The 14,769-nt window shown below is 70.9% G+C and carries 13 protein-coding genes and 2 pseudogenes; 9 read left to right on the plus strand and 6 right to left on the minus strand.

Going from position 1 to position 14,769, the window contains the following annotated elements; genetic code table 11:
- Positions 1–96: 96 nt before the first annotated feature.
- A complete protein-coding gene (glgX, locus tag ACIQHQ_RS29665) occupies positions 97–2,364 on the minus strand; it encodes a glycogen debranching protein GlgX (protein WP_402617487.1) in 2,268 nt (755 codons plus the stop codon).
- Positions 2,365–2,552: 188 nt separating this feature from the next.
- Between glgX and ACIQHQ_RS29670 the strand changes: the two genes are divergently transcribed.
- From ACIQHQ_RS29670 to ACIQHQ_RS29690, 5 genes are all read left to right on the plus strand, one after another.
- Positions 2,553–3,797 (plus strand): Ig-like domain-containing protein, encoded by a 1,245-nt coding sequence (locus ACIQHQ_RS29670; protein ID WP_402617490.1) that lies wholly within the window; start codon positions 2,553–2,555, stop codon positions 3,795–3,797.
- Between the two features lie 155 nt (positions 3,798–3,952).
- The gene (locus ACIQHQ_RS29675) at positions 3,953–5,185 is read left to right on the plus strand and encodes an Ig-like domain-containing protein (protein ID WP_402617493.1); all 1,233 of its coding nucleotides are present in this window, start codon (positions 3,953–3,955) and stop codon (positions 5,183–5,185) included.
- A 219-nt stretch (positions 5,186–5,404) separates the two neighbouring features.
- Positions 5,405–6,172: an enoyl-CoA hydratase/isomerase family protein gene (locus tag ACIQHQ_RS29680; RefSeq protein WP_402617496.1), complete on the plus strand. Its 768-nt coding sequence runs from the start codon at positions 5,405–5,407 to the stop codon at positions 6,170–6,172.
- Between the two features lie 274 nt (positions 6,173–6,446).
- Complete coding sequence (locus ACIQHQ_RS29685; RefSeq protein WP_402617499.1) at positions 6,447–6,950, plus strand: ATP-binding protein; 504 nt, start codon at positions 6,447–6,449, stop codon at positions 6,948–6,950.
- A gap of 76 nt (positions 6,951–7,026) precedes the next feature.
- Positions 7,027–8,205 carry a hypothetical protein gene (locus ACIQHQ_RS29690; RefSeq protein ID WP_402617502.1) on the plus strand — a complete coding sequence of 393 codons (1,179 nt, stop codon included), beginning with the start codon at positions 7,027–7,029 and terminating at the stop codon, positions 8,203–8,205.
- 12 nt (positions 8,206–8,217) lie between these two features.
- Here the strand turns inward: ACIQHQ_RS29690 and ACIQHQ_RS29695 are convergent, their stop codons facing one another.
- Positions 8,218–8,862: a GNAT family N-acetyltransferase gene (locus ACIQHQ_RS29695; RefSeq protein WP_402617505.1), complete on the minus strand. Its 645-nt coding sequence runs from the start codon at positions 8,860–8,862 to the stop codon at positions 8,218–8,220.
- A gap of 49 nt (positions 8,863–8,911) precedes the next feature.
- Between ACIQHQ_RS29695 and ACIQHQ_RS29700 the strand changes: the two are divergent.
- The 4 genes and pseudogenes from ACIQHQ_RS29700 to ACIQHQ_RS29715 all read left to right on the plus strand — a co-directional run.
- Positions 8,912–9,480, plus strand: a pseudogene (locus ACIQHQ_RS29700) (MerR family transcriptional regulator).
- 59 nt (positions 9,481–9,539) lie between these two features.
- Positions 9,540–9,752 carry an EF-hand domain-containing protein gene (locus ACIQHQ_RS29705; protein ID WP_402617508.1) on the plus strand — a complete coding sequence of 71 codons (213 nt, stop codon included), beginning with the start codon at positions 9,540–9,542 and terminating at the stop codon, positions 9,750–9,752.
- Between the two features lie 188 nt (positions 9,753–9,940).
- Complete coding sequence (locus ACIQHQ_RS29710; protein WP_402617511.1) at positions 9,941–10,603, plus strand: NADPH-dependent F420 reductase; 663 nt, start codon at positions 9,941–9,943, stop codon at positions 10,601–10,603.
- 149 nt (positions 10,604–10,752) lie between these two features.
- Positions 10,753–10,894: pseudogene (locus tag ACIQHQ_RS29715) on the plus strand (threonine aldolase); the annotation flags it as partial.
- A 1-nt stretch (position 10,895) separates the two neighbouring features.
- Here the strand turns inward: ACIQHQ_RS29715 and ACIQHQ_RS29720 are convergent.
- The 4 genes from ACIQHQ_RS29720 to gcvH all read right to left on the minus strand — a co-directional run bounded on the left by ACIQHQ_RS29720 (position 10,896) and on the right by gcvH (position 14,711).
- Positions 10,896–11,453: a glycoside hydrolase family 25 protein gene (locus tag ACIQHQ_RS29720; protein ID WP_402617514.1), complete on the minus strand. Its 558-nt coding sequence runs from the start codon at positions 11,451–11,453 to the stop codon at positions 10,896–10,898.
- 129 nt (positions 11,454–11,582) lie between these two features.
- The gene (locus ACIQHQ_RS29725) at positions 11,583–12,950 is read right to left on the minus strand and encodes an L-serine ammonia-lyase (protein ID WP_402617517.1); all 1,368 of its coding nucleotides are present in this window, start codon (positions 12,948–12,950) and stop codon (positions 11,583–11,585) included.
- A gap of 106 nt (positions 12,951–13,056) precedes the next feature.
- Positions 13,057–14,319 (minus strand): serine hydroxymethyltransferase, encoded by a 1,263-nt coding sequence (gene glyA / locus ACIQHQ_RS29730; RefSeq protein ID WP_402617520.1) that lies wholly within the window; start codon positions 14,317–14,319, stop codon positions 13,057–13,059.
- Positions 14,320–14,333: 14 nt separating this feature from the next.
- Entirely contained in the window at positions 14,334–14,711 is a 378-nt protein-coding gene (gene gcvH, locus ACIQHQ_RS29735; RefSeq protein WP_031137901.1) for a glycine cleavage system protein GcvH, read from the minus strand.
- Between the last annotated feature and the right edge of the window lie 58 nt (positions 14,712–14,769).

Raw genomic sequence — 14,769 nt, forward strand, 5'->3', positions numbered from 1 at the left:
GCAGTGGCTGCACACCTACAATCACCACCGCGGACACACCGCGCTGAAAGGCCAACCACCCGCCAGCCGCGTCCCCAACCTCACGGGTCAGTACAGCTAGCCCGCCACCCGCAGCAGCAGTACCGCCCGCTCCGGCATCGTGATCTCCGTGCCCGCCCGGTGCTCCGCCCCGGGCGCCTGCGCCTGCTCCTCCAGGCTCGTGTCGACGACGACCTCGTAGCGCTCCGCCCAGGGCGGCCCCGGCAGCGTGAAGGTGACCGGTCCCTCTCCCGCGTGCAGCACGGCCAGGAAACTGTCGTCGACGATCTGCTCCCCGCGCGCGTCCCGGCCCGGAATGTCCCGGCCGGACAGGTACATGCCCAGTGTGGCGGCGGGCGCGTACCAGTCCTGCTCCGTCATCTCCGTGCCCCGGGAGGTGAACCAGGCCAGATCGCGCAGCCCGTCCGCGGTCTGGGCCCGGCCCGAGAAGAACGCCCGGCGCCTGAGCACCGGGTGACGGTGGCGCAGCGCGATCAGCCGGGACGTCAGCGCGAACAGGGCCTTCCAGCCGGGGTCCTCGAGCAGCGTCCAGTCAAGCCAGCCGATCTCGTTGTCCTGGCAGTACGCGTTGTTGTTGCCGTGCTGGGTGCGGCCCAGCTCGTCGCCGGCGACCAGCATCGGCACGCCCGTGGACAGCAGCAGGGTGGTCAGCAGGTTCCTGAGCTGCCGCCGCCTGAGCGCCCGTATCCCCTCGTCGTCGGTCTCGCCCTCGGTGCCGCAGTTCCAGGCCCGGTTGTCGTCCGTGCCGTCCCGGTTGCCCTCGCCGTTGGCCTCGTTGTGCTTGCGCCCGTAACTCACCAGGTCGCGCAGGGTGAACCCGTCGTGGGCGGTGATGAAGTTGACGGACGCGTACGGCCTGCGCCCGCCCCAGGCGTACAGGTCGCTGGAGCCCGACAGGCGGTAGCCCATCTCCCGGACGTCGGGCAGGGCGTGCCGCCAGAAGTCCCGCACGGCGTTGCGGTACCGGTCGTTCCACTCCGTCCACAGCGGGGGGAACGCCCCCACCTGGTAGCCGCCCGACCCCACGTCCCACGGCTCGGCGATCAGCTTCACCCGGCGCAGCACCGGGTCCTGGGCGATGACCGCGAGGAACGGGGAGAGCATGTCGACGTCGTGCATGGAGCGGGCGAGTGCCGCCGCCAGGTCGAAGCGGAAGCCGTCCACGCCCATCTCGGTGACCCAGTAGCGCAGCGAGTCCGTGATCAGGCGCAGCACATGCGGCTGGACCACGTGCAGGGTGTTGCCGCAGCCGGTGTAGTCGGCGTAGCGGCGGGCGTCGTCCTGGAGGCGGTAGTAGCCGCGGTTGTCGATGCCCTTCAGGGAGAGCGTCGGGCCGAGTTCGCCCGCCTCCGCGGTGTGGTTGTAGACCACGTCGAGGATGACCTCGATCCCGGCCGCGTGCAGGGCGCGCACCATGCGCTTGAACTCGCCGACCTGCTGGCCGGCCGTCCCGGAGGCCGCGTAGGCCGCGTGCGGGGCGAAGTAGCCGATGGAGTTGTAGCCCCAGTAGTTCGTGAGGCCCCGGCGCAGCAGGTGGTCCTCGTGTGCGAACTGGTGCACCGGCAGCAGCTCCACCGCCGTCACGCCCAGCCGGACCAGGTGGTCGATCGCCGCCGGGTGCGCGAGGCCGGCGTAGGTGCCGCGCAACTTCTCGGGGATGCCGGGGTGCCTCTGCGTGAAGCCCTTGACGTGCAGCTCGTAGATCACCGAGTCGGCCCACGGCGTCTTCGGGCGGCGGTCGTCCGCCCAGTCGTCGTCATCGTGGACGACGACGCCCTTCGGCACGTGCGGCGCCGAGTCCCGGTCGTCGCGCACGGTGTCGGCGACGTGCTGCTGGGGCCAGTCGCGGACATGCCCGTACACCTCCGGCGGCAGGCTGCTGTAATCATTTCCCGCGGCACCGTCGACCGCCCGCGCGTACGGGTCGAGGAGCAGCTTCGCCGGGTTCCAGCGGGCGCCGGTCCACGGGTCCCAGCGGCCGTGCACCCGGTAGCCGTAGCGCTGGCCCGGCAGCACGCCCGGGACGAAGCCGTGCCAGATCTCGTGGGTCAGCTCGCCGAGCCGCACCCGCGACTCCTTGCCCGCCTCGTCGAAGAGGCACAGCTCGACACCCTCCGCCCCGCCCGCCCACAACGCGAAGTTGGTGCCCGCCACCCCGTTTGGGCCGACCCGGAACCGGGCGCCCAGCGGGGTCGGCGCACCCGGCCACGCGGGCACGGTGGGCGGCGGCGCGGCCCGCCGTGCGCCGTTCACGGCGGCGGCCTGGCGCCCTTTCCCGGCGGCCTGATGACCGGCCACCGCCTCCTGCTCGGCTGCGCTGGACACCTGTCAGCCTCCCGCGGCTCGTGGAACGACGGGGGACAGAGGGATGCGGCCCTGTGCTGCGGCCCGGGTCGCGGCTCCCCTGCGCGTCGTCCTCCCCACTGTTCTGCCCAGAGCGTGGGTCGCACTCACGTTTCCCCGGGGGCGGGCATGGTCGTTTCCCGGGGACACGGCCGGTCGTTGGGCACCCCGTGAGGCACGTACAAGGGCGCGCGCGGCGCGCGAGGGCCGCGCTGGCCGCCGTAGTGACATGGGCAGGGCTCCTCGCCGGGGCCACGGGCTGTACCTCGGACGACGCGGGCGGGATCACCGGGGCGTTCGGCGCGCCCCCGGCGCCCGGGGACGTCATCAAGGTCTCGCCCGAGGACGGCAGCAGGGGAGTGCGCCCCGGGAAGAAGCTGCGGGTGCGCGTGCCCGACGGCCGGCTGGAGAAGGTGAAGGTCGTCCGGTCGCAGGACGCGCAGGAGACCCCGGTGCCCGGGCATCTCTCCGCCGATCGCCTGACCTGGGAACCCGACGACCAGCGGCTCGCGCTGGCCGCCAGGTACACGATCGACGCGGTGGCCGTGGACGGCGAGGGACGCCGCTCGGCCCGGCACACCACCTTCACCACCTACGTCCCCGAGGAACGCTTCATCGGCTACGTCGCCCCGGAGAACCGTGCCACCGTCGGCACCGGCATGATCGTCTCCCTGGAGTTCAACCGGGAGATCACCGACCGCGCCGCCGTCGAACGCGCGGTGCGGGTCACCGCCCGCCCCGCCGTCGAGATCCGCCCGCACTGGTTCGGCAGAACCCGCCTCGACTTCCGCCCCGCTGACTACTGGAAACCCGGCACCCGGGTCACCGTCGACCTGCGCCTGCGCGACGTCGAGGGCGCCCCCGGGGTCTACGGCCTCCAGCACAAGACGTTCTCCTTCACCGTCGGCCGCAGCCAGATCTCCGTGGTCGACGCCGCCGCGCACTCCATGGAGGTCCGGCGCGACGGCGAGCTCCTCGCCACCGTGCCCATCACGGCGGGCGCGCCGAAGAACACCACGTACAACGGCAAGATGGTGGTCACCGAGATGCTCGACGTCACGCGGATGAACGGCGCCACGGTCGGCTTCAAGAAGCGCGACGGCAAGGGCGAGTACGACATCCCGGACGTCCCGCACGCCATGCGCCTGACCGACTCCGGCACCTTCCTGCACGGCAACTACTGGGCGCACCCCACCGTCTTCGGCCGCACCAACGTCAGTCACGGCTGCATCGGGCTGCGCGATGTGAAGGGCGGCGGTTCGGGCACCCCGGCCGGCTGGTTCTTCGATCGGAGTCTCATCGGGGACGTCGTCGAAGTCGTCAACAGCAATGACAAAAAGGTCTCTCCCGACAACGGGCTCGGAGGCTGGAATATGGACTGGAACGCATGGAAGGCGGGCAGCGCGGTGAAATAGCCGCATACGGGGGGCGGGTTGACCGGGCGCCGCGTTGGGACCGAACAGTGACAATCGCGGGCGGCCGGGCCCGTCCCCCCTGTGGTTACTATTCGCCGACGCGCGGGGGACGCGCGAGGTGTGGGCCTGACCAGGCCCTGGGAGGGGAGAACCACTTGAACGGGCGACCGATATCGGGGGCGTCGGTTGGGCGCAGGAACGGAGTGCTCGCGCTGATACTGGGCATGCTGCTCCTCGCCGTCACGGCGTGCGGCGGCGGGGGGACCGGCTCCGGTTCCGGCGGGGGCGACACCGGGGGGAAGGATTCGGGCGCCGCGCAGAGCGGGCAGTCCGAGGCGGTCGTCCGCATCACCCCCGAGGACGGAGCCAAGGCCGTCGACACGAGCGGTGCGCTGAAGGTCACCGCCGCGAAGGGGAAACTGACCGAGGTCGAGGTCAAGGACGCCGAGGGCAGGAAGGTCGACGGCGAGATATCCGAGGACGGCGCCGGCTGGACGCCGTCCACTCATCTGGCCGGCGCCACCAAGTACACGGTCCACGCGGTCGCCAAGGACTCCGAGGGCCGCACGGCCGCGGAGGACGCCGGCTTCACCACGCTGACCCCGGAGAACACCTTCACCGGCACGTTCACTCCCGAGGACGGCTCCAAGGTCGGCGTCGGGATGCCGTTCTCCATCCGCTTCTCGCGGGGCATCACCCACCCGGAGGACGTCGAGAAGGCCATCCGCATCAAGACGGAGCCGGCCGTCGACGTCGAGGGCCACTGGTTCGGCAACGACCGTCTCGACTTCCGCCCCGAGAAGTACTGGGAGCCCGGCACCAAGGTGACCGTCGACCTGAACCTCGACGGCGTCGAGGGCCGCCCCGGTGTCTACGGCGAGCAGGACAAGAAGGTCGAGTTCACCATCGGCCGCAACCAGGTCTCCGTCGTCGACGCCAAGAAGCTCACGATGAAGGTCATGCGCGACGGCAAGGTCATCAAGACCATCCCGGTCACCACCGGCAAGCCGGGCATGGAGACCTGGAACGGCCAGATGGTCATCAGCGAGATGCTCACGGTGACCCGGATGAACGGCGAGACCGTCGGCTACGGCGGCGAGTACGACATCAAGGACGTCCCGCACGCCGTCCGCCTGACCACGTCCGGCACCTTCCTGCACGGCAACTACTGGGCGAGCGGCGCCTTCGGCAACTACAACGCCAGCCACGGCTGCATCGGCCTGCGCGACGTGCGCGGCGGCTGGGACAAGAAGGTGCCGGCCGCGTGGTTCTTCAACCACTCGATGGTCGGCGACGTCGTGGTCGTCAAGAACTCCGAGGACCGGATCGTCGACCCGGACAACGGGCTCAACGGCTGGAACATGTCGTGGGAGAAGTGGAAGAAGTAGCCCCCCGGCGACCGACGGGCCCCGGTGCGACCGACCGCACCGGGGCCCCTCGCCGTCGGTCCCCGCGCCGGCCCGCCCGCGGGTTGCCCCCGGGGCCGATTCTTGTCAGCCCCGCGCTGTGCCCTGCCCGGCGGCGACCCCTGGACCCCCCGGGGTTCCCGGCCGGTGTGACCGACCGCACCGGCCCGGATTCTGTTAGTCCCCGTTAACCTGCTGCCTATGACCGTCTCTCTCGAAGTCGCTGAAGGCGTCGGCACGATCCGTCTCGACCGCCCGCCCATGAACGCGCTGGACATCGCCACGCAGGACCGGCTGAAGGAACTCGCCGAGGAGGCCACGCGCCGCGAGGACGTGCGGGCCGTGGTGGTCTACGGCGGCGAGAAGGTGTTCGCGGCCGGCGCGGACATCAAGGAGATGCAGGCGATGGACCACACCGCGATGGTCCTGCGCGCCCGCGCCTTGCAGGACTCCTTCACGGCGGTGGCCCGCATCCCCAAGCCGGTCGTCGCGGCGGTGACGGGCTACGCGCTGGGCGGTGGCTGCGAGCTCGCCCTGTGCGCGGACTTCCGGATCGCCGGCGAGAACGCCAAGCTCGGCCAGCCGGAGATCCTGCTCGGCCTGATCCCCGGCGCCGGCGGCACCCAGCGCCTGGCCCGCCTGGTCGGCCCCTCCAAGGCCAAGGACCTCATCTTCACGGGCCGCATGGTGAAGGCCGACGAGGCCCGCGAGATCGGCCTGGTGGACCGGGTCGTGCCCGCCGGCGAGGTGTACGCACAGGCGCACGCCTGGGCCGCGAAGCTGGCGCAGGGCCCGGCGCTCGCGCTGCGCGCCGCCAAGGAGTCGATCGACACGGGTCTGGAGACGGACATCGACACGGGCCTCGCGATCGAACGCAACTGGTTCGCCGGCCTGTTCGCCACCGAGGACCGCGAGCGCGGGATGCGCAGCTTCGTGGAGGAGGGGCCGGGTAAGGCGAAGTTCCTCTGAACATCCCCCCAAGGCCTTGCCATTGACGCCGTGTCCGACCCGGGGTCCCTCGTTGGGGCGGTTTATGTCACCCTTAAGCCAACCTTAAGCGTGTCTGGTCGAGGGAGCTCGTCCTGCGCTCCGGACCGAGCTGTTCCGGCAGGTCGGGCGGGGCATGAAGGTCTCCGAAGTGCCGTTGGCACATGACGGACGACCCTCGGTTCACCACCCGCTCCCCGGGGTGTATTCCCGGGGAACGCCCCGTCGGGCGCTCGGGGCGGCCATGATGGGGGGCATGGCGGGGCTGGAGGGTATGGGACAGCCGCGGGGACACGCACATGCGGCCGCGGCGCGCTGGTCGCCGACCGTCGAGGACGAACACGCGCTGAAGGCGCTGGAGTTGTACGGCAACCCGACGGAGGCGGAGGTTTCACTGCCGTCCCGCCCCGAGTCCGCGGCCACCGCGAGACGGCTCACCCAGGTCGTGGTGCTGCGTCACTGGGGGCTCACCCCCAAGACCACGGAGGACGCGGTCCTGCTCGTCTCCGAACTGGTCGGCAACGCCGTACGCCACACCGGTGCCCGTGTCTTCGGACTGCGTCTGCACCGACGCCGCGGCTGGATCCGCGTCGAGGTCCGCGACCCCTCCCGGGGGCTGCCCTGCCTGATGCCGGTCCAGGAGACGGACATCAGCGGCCGGGGCCTGTTCCTCGTGGACAAGCTCGCCGACCGCTGGGGGGTCGATCTGCTGCCCCGGGGCAAGACCACCTGGTTCGAGATGCGGGTCGCCGAGCGCTGAGCGCGCGCGATGCCTCACCCGGTCGCCGGACGGGCGAATCACGGGTTTGCCTTCCATACACCCATTAAATGGTGCGATGCACCGCCATCTCGTCAAGAGCGCCCTGGCCGCGGGTGCCGCCCTCGCCGTCCTCGCCGCCTGTGGCACCGGGAGCGGGGAACGGACCTCCCAGGCGCGCGCCACCAAGGCCGCCGTGCCCGCCCCGCCGGAGAAGAAGCCCGTCAAGGGCCTGCCCGGCATGCCGCCCGTCCTGGACCCCGAGGACGTGTACGCGGCCGACCGCCCGAACAAACTGTCCCCGGTGGTCAAGGGCTTCCCGTCCCGGGTCTACGTCCCCAACACCGAGTCCGACACCGTCTCCGTGATCGACCCGAAGACCTACGAGATCGTCGAGACGATCCGCGTGGGCCGGCAGCCCCAGCACGTCGTGCCCTCCTGGGACCTCAAGACGCTCTGGGTCAACAACAACCGCGGCCACACCCTCACCCCGATCGACCCGAAGACCGGCAAGGCGGGCAAGGACGTCGAGGTCCACGACCCGTACAACCTCTACTTCACACCCAACGGCAGGTACGCCGTCGTCATGGCCTCCCTCGACCGCGAGCTGGTCTTCCGCGACCCGCACACCATGAAGATCGAGAAGACCGTCCCGGTCTCCTGCTACGGCGTCAACCACGCCGACTTCTCCCTCGACGGCCGCTACTTCATCGTCTCCTGCGAGTTCAGCGGCGAACTGCTCAAGGTCGACACCGAGAAGATGAAGATCGTCGGGCAGCAGCGACTGCCGTTCCAGGGCGCCATGCCGCAGGACGTGAAGGTCTCGCCCGACGGCAAGAGGTTCTACATCGCCGACATGATGGCCCACGGCATGTGGGTCCTGGACGGCGACAAGTTCACCGAGCCCACCCTGATGCCCACCGGCAAGGGCTGTCACGGCCTCTACGTCAGCCGGGACTCACGCGAGATGTACGTGACCAACCGCGGCGAGGGCACGATCTCCGTCTTCGACTTCGCCCGGGGCAAGCTGACGAAGAAGTGGCGGCTGCCCGACGGCGGCAGCCCCGACATGGGTGGCGTCTCCGCCGACGGCAAGGTGCTGTGGCTGTCTGGCCGCTATGACGCCGAGGTGTACGCCGTCGACACCCGCACCGGAACCCAGCTCGCCCGCATCCCGGTCGGCAGTGGCCCGCACGGCCTCGCGGTCTACCCGCAGCCCGGCCGCTACTCCCTCGGCCACACCGGCGTCTTCCGGTGACGCCGGTCCGTACTACGGAGCCCTGACACTGAGCAGCGCCTCCGAGCCCACCGGCCGGTAACCCGCCGCCTGGAACGCCCGCAGACTGCGGGCGTTCCCCGCCGCCACCTGCGCCCACACCGGAGCGCCCCCGGCCAGCTGCCGCGCCGCCGTGACCAGCCGCCGTCCGACCCCGCGGTGGCGCACCCCCTCGTCCACCTCGACGGCGACCTCCCACCGTCCGGCCACCCCACGGCCCAGTACGAGCACCGCGCCGTCCGCCGCCCACACCCGCACGCCGTCCCGCCGCCCGCGGGCCGACGCCACGCGCGGATGCCCGGGGTCGTCGATCTCCGTCAGCGCGATCGACGGCTCCCCGGGCAGTGCGGCACCGGTCAGCAGCACGTCGACCGTGTCGCAGACCCGCCCCGTCCGGTCCATGAGAGCCGTCAGGAAGCGGGCGTTCATCGTGGCCGCGAGCGCGTCGCAGTCGGTACGGGCGAGGGCGTCGCGTACCCAGTCCGGGTCCTCGTCGGTGAAGACGACCGAGTGGGCCGTGAAGGCGAGGACGCCCGCGTTCCGGGGCGAGGGCTGGGGCACGATCGTCATCCCGCCGTCCGCCGGCGGGAAGACGCCGCACGCCGCCGCGTCGAGTATGTCCCCCAGGCCGTCCGCCACCGTCGCGCTCCTTGAGTCTCCACCCGATGAAGGGTCCAGACTCGCAGACGTGATCGATGACGGCACCGGACTGCTCACCGTCGAGGAACCGGCCCGGGTCGCCGGACTCACCGTGCGCACCATCCGCTACTGGTCCGACCAGGGCGCCCTGCCTCCGGTGGCCCGGTCCGCGGGCGGCTACCGGCTGTACGACGCGGCGTCGGTGGCCCGGCTGAGCTGATCCGCACCCTGCGCGAGCTGGGCCTCGGCCTGGCGGACGTACGGCGGGTCCTGTCCGGTGAGACCACCGTCGCGCAGGTCGCGGCGGCGCACGTGGTCGCGCTGGACGCGCGGATCCGGTCGCTCAAGGTGACCTTCCGGCGGCTCGTGCGACGGGGAGCCCGGGCCCGCGCGGGCGGGATCGCGCCCGATTCGCCGGAGGCGGCCGGGGTGCTGCGCGAGCTGTTGCAAGACGCCGCCCCCGCCACCGTGCTCGCCCGGCCGCGGTCGCACGCCGGTCACCCAGCCGCCCGCTACCGCGAGTTGCTCCCCGTCGTGAAGGGAGCCGGGCCCGAGGCGGCGTACCGCGAGGGGTTCACCTGGGTGGTCGCCGCGCTGGAGGCGCGCACGGCCGGTTAATCTGACCTGCGTCAAACCTGCGTCAGTAGGACGCACAGCACGAGATGAGGGGCGGATCGGTGGCGGACATCGAGGAAGCACGCAAGCAGTTCGAGCGGATCGATACGGATGGTGACGGCTTCATCACCGCTGCCGAGTTCAAGGCCGCCCTCGCCCGGTCGGGCGACTGGAACGTCACCGAGTCGGTCGCCGAGGTCGTCATCAAGACCCGCGACCTCGACGGCGACAAGCGGCTGAGCTTCGACGAGTTCTGGACCTACCTGAACAAGTAGGCGCCGGTTTTCGCCGGACGGTGGGGCCCGGTCCGCGACCGCGGACCGGGCCCCACCGCCATGCCCGTCGGCGGCTCCTTCGGGAGGACCCGTCCCGGACTCGGAATAGCCCACACGCCCCGGCGGTTGACCCGGGTCACGAAGGCCGCACGAGGCGCTGTTCATCTCCGGAAGGGCAAGGCGAGGACATGAAGATCGGCATCATCGGAGCCGGCAACATCGGAGGCAACCTGACCCGGCGGCTCACCGCCCTCGGGCACGACGTCTCCGTCGCCAACTCCCGGGGGCCCGAGACGCTCACGGCCCTCGCGGAGGAGACCGGCGCGACGCCCGTGACGGTCGGGGAGGCGGCCCGCGGCGCCGAGGTCGTCGTCGTCACCGTCCCGCTGAAGGCGGTCCCCGACCTTCCCGCCGGCCTGTTCGACGGCGCGGCGGACGGCCTCGCGGTCATCGACACCGGCAACTACTACCCCCGGCAGCGCGACGGCAGGATCGCCGGGATCGAGGACGACGGCCTCACCGAGAGCCGCTGGACGGAACGCCAGATCGGCCACCCGGTCGTCAAGGCCTTCAACGGCACCTTCGCCCAGGACATCCTGGACCGACCGCTCCCCGCCGGCGACCCCGGCCGCATGGCCCTCCCCGTGGCGGGCGACGACGAGGCGGCCAAGCGCAAGGTACGGGACCTGATCGACGCGCTCGGCTTCGACACCGTCGACGCGGGCGGCCTCGACGACTCCTGGCGCCAGCAGCCCGGCACCCCGGTCTACGGCCTGCGCGGCGGCGTCGAAGCGGTCACGAAGGCCCTGGCCGAGGCGTCCCCGGAGCGCGCACCGGACTTCCGCGGCTAGAGCCCTGTCGTTTGGATCAGGTCGCAGGGACGTGACGGTGCTGTTCCGTTCCGGTGAGCGCGGTCTGGTGCGTGCAGCCGCAGGGCGGAGGAGGGAGTCGACGCGGAGCGTCGGCGACCGACGACAACGCCGCAGATGTGCGGGCCAGAATGTGGCTGAGCAACGCCGGCCACGCCAACGAGATGGCCCAGCGCCTCGCCGAGGGCGTGCGGGCCGTGCACGGTGTGGCGATCCTCTGCCAGGCAGGCCAACGCGGCGCGTCTGCGGCGTGATCCGAACGACAGGCCCCAGGTCAGGCGTTCTCGGCCCACTCGCGCAGGGCCGCCCTGCTCCCGAAGTCGGCCACGTTCTTGTCCAAGGGGTCGTCGGTGTACTGGTGGAAGCGCCACTTGGCCTTGATGCGGGGCTTGCCCGCCGAGACGTAATCGGCGATCCACAGGCCGTCGCCCGCGAAGGACGTCGTGTCCATGTTCAGCCAGAAGTGCCGGTTGCAGTAGAGCACCACCCGGTTGCCCGGCCGCAGATCCCGCACCTTCCGTATGAACCGGTCCTTCTCGGCATTGCTCGCGTGCGTGCCGTCTCCGGTCGTCTCCCAGTCGACGGCGAGGATGTCGCCCGCGCGGTCCGGGGCCTTGCTCACGAAGTACTCGGCCTGGGCGGTGACATGGCCGGGCCACAGGAAGTGGTAGAAGCCGGCGACCAGTCCGGCGTCCCGGGCCCGCTTGGTCTGGGCGGCGAGTTTGGGGTTGACGTAGGAGCGCCCCTCCGTCGCCTTGACGAAGACGAAGGAGAGGCCGTCGGTGCCGTAGGACGAGGACTGATACGCGCTCACATCGATGCCGCGCAGCATGGGGGCTCCCTGAAGTGCCGTGGGGGGGGGAGTTGATGCCCCACCACCATGGCACGGGCCGCTGTGCCCTGACGGGGAAACGCCAAGTTCGCCGAGCCGTAGGACTCCGGCCGCCGCCCCGCCCCCGGCTCAGCACTCGATGATGTTCACCGCCAGCCCGCCCCGGGCCGTCTCCTTGTACTTCACCGACATGTCCGCGCCCGTGTCCTTCATCGTCTTGATGACCTTGTCCAGCGACACCTTGTGGGAGCCGTCGCCGCGCATCGCCATGCGGGCGGCGGTGACGGCCTTGACCGCGGCCATGCCGTTGCGTTCGATGCAGGGGATCTGGACCAGGCCGCCGACCGGGTCGCAGGTGAGACCGAGGTTGTGCTCCATGCCGATCTCGGCGGCGTTCTCGACCTGCTCGGGCGAGCCGCCGAGGACTTCGGCGAGGGCGCCCGCGGCCATGGAGCAGGCGGAGCCGACCTCGCCCTGGCAGCCGACCTCGGCGCCGGAGATGGAGGCGTTCTCCTTGAAGAGCATGCCGATCGCGCCCGCGGCGAGCAGGAAGCGGACCACGCCCTCCTCGTCGGCTCCCGGCACGAAGTTCATGTAGTAGTGCAGGACCGCCGGGATGATGCCGGCGGCGCCGTTGGTGGGGGCGGTGACGACCCGGCCGCCCGCGGCGTTCTCCTCGTTGACCGCCATGGCGTAAAGGGTGATCCACTCCATGGACAGGGCCAGCGGGTCACCCTCGGAGCGCAGCTTGCGCGCGGTGTTCGCGGCCCGCCGGCGCACCTTGAGACCACCCGGCAGGATGCCCTCCTGGGACAGGCCGCGCGCCACGCAGTCCCGCATCACCTGCCAGATCTCGAGCAGCCCCTCGCGGATCTCTTCCTCCGAGCGCCAGGCCCGCTCGTTCTCCAGCATCAGCGCGGAGATCGACAGGCCGGTCTCCTCGGTCAGGCGCAGCAGCTCGTCGCCCGTGCGGAAGGGGTACTTGAGCACGGTGTCGTCGAGCTTGATGCGGTCGGCGCCGACCGCGTCCTCGTCGACGACGAAGCCGCCGCCGACCGAGTAGTACGTCTTGGTCAGCAGTTCCGCGCCCGAGGCGTCGTACGCCCACAGCGTCATGCCGTTCGCGTGGTACGGCAGGGTCTTGCGGCGGTGCAGGACCATGTCGTCGTCGAAGGAGAACGCGATCTCGTGGTCGCCGAGCAGGTTCAGCCGGCCGCCGGTCTTGATCGCCTCCACCCGCTGGTCGGCGTTGGACACGTCCACCGTGCGCGGCGAGTCGCCCTCCAGGCCGAGCAGTACCGCCTTGGGGGTGCCGTGGCCGTGCCCGGTCGCGCCGAGCGAGCCGTACAGCTCCGCGCGGACCTTCACGGTCGGCTCCAGCAGCTCCTCGTTGCGCAGCCGCCGGGCGAACATCCGGGCCGCCCGCATCGGGCCGACGGTGTGGGAGCTGGACGGGCCGATGCCGATCGAGAACAGGTCGAAGACCGAGATGGCCACGGGTGGAACTCCTGACTACGGGGGTGGTGCACAGGGGTGGGGCCGCGCCCGCTTGTGGCCGGCGCGGCGCCCGAAAGGTTTCTTCGCGACCGTTGCGTGCCGCTTGTTACTTGTTCAGAGCCGGGTACAGCGGGTGCTTGTCGGCCAGAGCCTTCACCCGGGCCTTGAGGGCATCCGCGTCGTAGGACGGCTTCAGCGCCTCGGCGATGACGTCCGCGACCTCCGCGAAGTCCTCGGTCCCGAACCCGCGGGTGGCCAGGGCCGGCGTGCCGATCCGCAGACCGGACGTCACCATCGGCGGACGCGGGTCGTTCGGGATCGCGTTCCGGTTGACGGTGATGCCCACCTCGTGGAGGCGGTCCTCGGCCTGCTGGCCGTCCAGCTCCGAGTGGCGCAGGTCGACCAGGACCAAGTGCACGTCCGTGCCGCCGGACAGGACGTCCACGCCCACGGCCCGGACGTCGTCCTTCACCAGACGCTCGGCCAGGATGCGGGCACCCTCCAGCGTACGGCGCTGGCGCTCACGGAAGTCCTCCGAGGCGGCGACCTTGAAGGCGACCGCCTTGGCGGCGATCACATGCTCCAGCGGACCACCCTGCTGACCGGGGAAGACGGCGGAGTTGATCTTCTTGGCCAGTTCGGCCGTGGAGAGGATCACACCGCCGCGCGGGCCGCCGAGGGTCTTGTGGGTCGTGGTGGTGACCACGTGGGCGTGCGGCACCGGGTTGGGGTGCAGCCCGGCCGCGACCAGCCCGGCGAAGTGGGCCATGTCGACCATCAGGTACGCGCCGACCTCGTCCGCGATCCGGCGGAACTCGGCGAAGTCCAGCTGCCGCGGGTACGCCGACCAGCCGGCGACGATCAGCTTCGGCTTGGACTCCTTGGCCAGCCGCTCGACCTCGGCCATGTCGACCCGGCCGTCCTCGCCCACGTGGTAGGCGACGACGTCGTAGAGCTTGCCGGAGAAGTTGATCTTCATGCCGTGGGTCAGGTGCCCGCCGTGGGCGAGGTTCAGACCCATGATGGTGTCGCCCGGCTTGAGCAGCGCGAACATCGCGGCCGCGTTGGCCTGGGCGCCGGAGTGCGGCTGCACGTTGGCGTGCTCGGCGCCGAACAGCTCCTTGATGCGGTCGATCGCGATCTGCTCGACCACGTCGACGTGCTCGCAGCCGCCGTAGTAGCGGCGGCCCGGGTAGCCCTCGGCGTACTTGTTGGTGAGGACCGAGCCCTGCGCCTCCATGACCGCGACCGGCGCGAAGTTCTCCGAGGCGATCATCTCGAGCGTGGACTGCTGGCGGTGCAGTTCGGCGTCGACCGCCGCGGCGACGGCCGGGTCGAGCTCGTGCAGGGGTGTGTTCAGGACGGACATGGGGCTACGACTCCTCAGCCGGCGGAGAACGCGGTGTACTCGTCGGCGGAGAGCAGGTCGCCCGGCTCGTCCGTGACGCGCACCTTGAACAGCCAGCCGCCCTCGAAGGGGGCCGAGTTCACCAGCGACGGGTCGTTCACGACGTCCTCGTTGACCTCGGTGACCTCACCGGACACGGGGGAGTACAGGTCGGACACCGACTTGGTCGACTCCAGCTCGCCGCAGGTCTCGCCGGCGGACACGGAGTCACCGACCTCGGGAAGCTGGACGAACACGACATCGCCGAGCGCGTTGGCCGCGTGCTCCGTGATGCCGACCGTCGAGACGCCGTCCTCGGCGGCCGACAGCCACTCGTGCTCCTTGCTGTAGCGCAGCTCTTCGGGGTTGCTCATGGCCTGGATTCTCCTGTACGCGCGGGAGTGCTGTGAAAGGGGGGACTGCTGGTGAGCA

This window comes from Streptomyces sp. NPDC092370, assembly GCF_044755265.1.
In the GTDB taxonomy this organism is placed as follows: Bacteria; Actinomycetota; Actinomycetes; order Streptomycetales; family Streptomycetaceae; genus Streptomyces.

Bases quoted from the DNA above. Each gene is read 5' to 3' on its own strand.
- ACIQHQ_RS29690 (WP_402617502.1), top strand. From the start codon at position 7,027: ATGCACCGCCATCTCGTCAAGAGCGCCCTGGCCGCGGGTGCCGCCCTC.
- ACIQHQ_RS29710 (WP_402617511.1), top strand. From the start codon at position 9,941: ATGAAGATCGGCATCATCGGAGCCGGCAACATCGGAGGCAACCTGACC.
- ACIQHQ_RS29720 (WP_402617514.1), bottom strand. From the start codon at position 11,453: ATGCTGCGCGGCATCGATGTGAGCGCGTATCAGTCCTCGTCCTACGGC.
- glyA (WP_402617520.1), bottom strand. From the start codon at position 14,319: ATGTCCGTCCTGAACACACCCCTGCACGAGCTCGACCCGGCCGTCGCC.
- gcvH (WP_031137901.1), bottom strand. From the start codon at position 14,711: ATGAGCAACCCCGAAGAGCTGCGCTACAGCAAGGAGCACGAGTGGCTG.
- ACIQHQ_RS29685 (WP_402617499.1), top strand. From the start codon at position 6,447: ATGGCGGGGCTGGAGGGTATGGGACAGCCGCGGGGACACGCACATGCG.
- ACIQHQ_RS29680 (WP_402617496.1), top strand. From the start codon at position 5,405: ATGACCGTCTCTCTCGAAGTCGCTGAAGGCGTCGGCACGATCCGTCTC.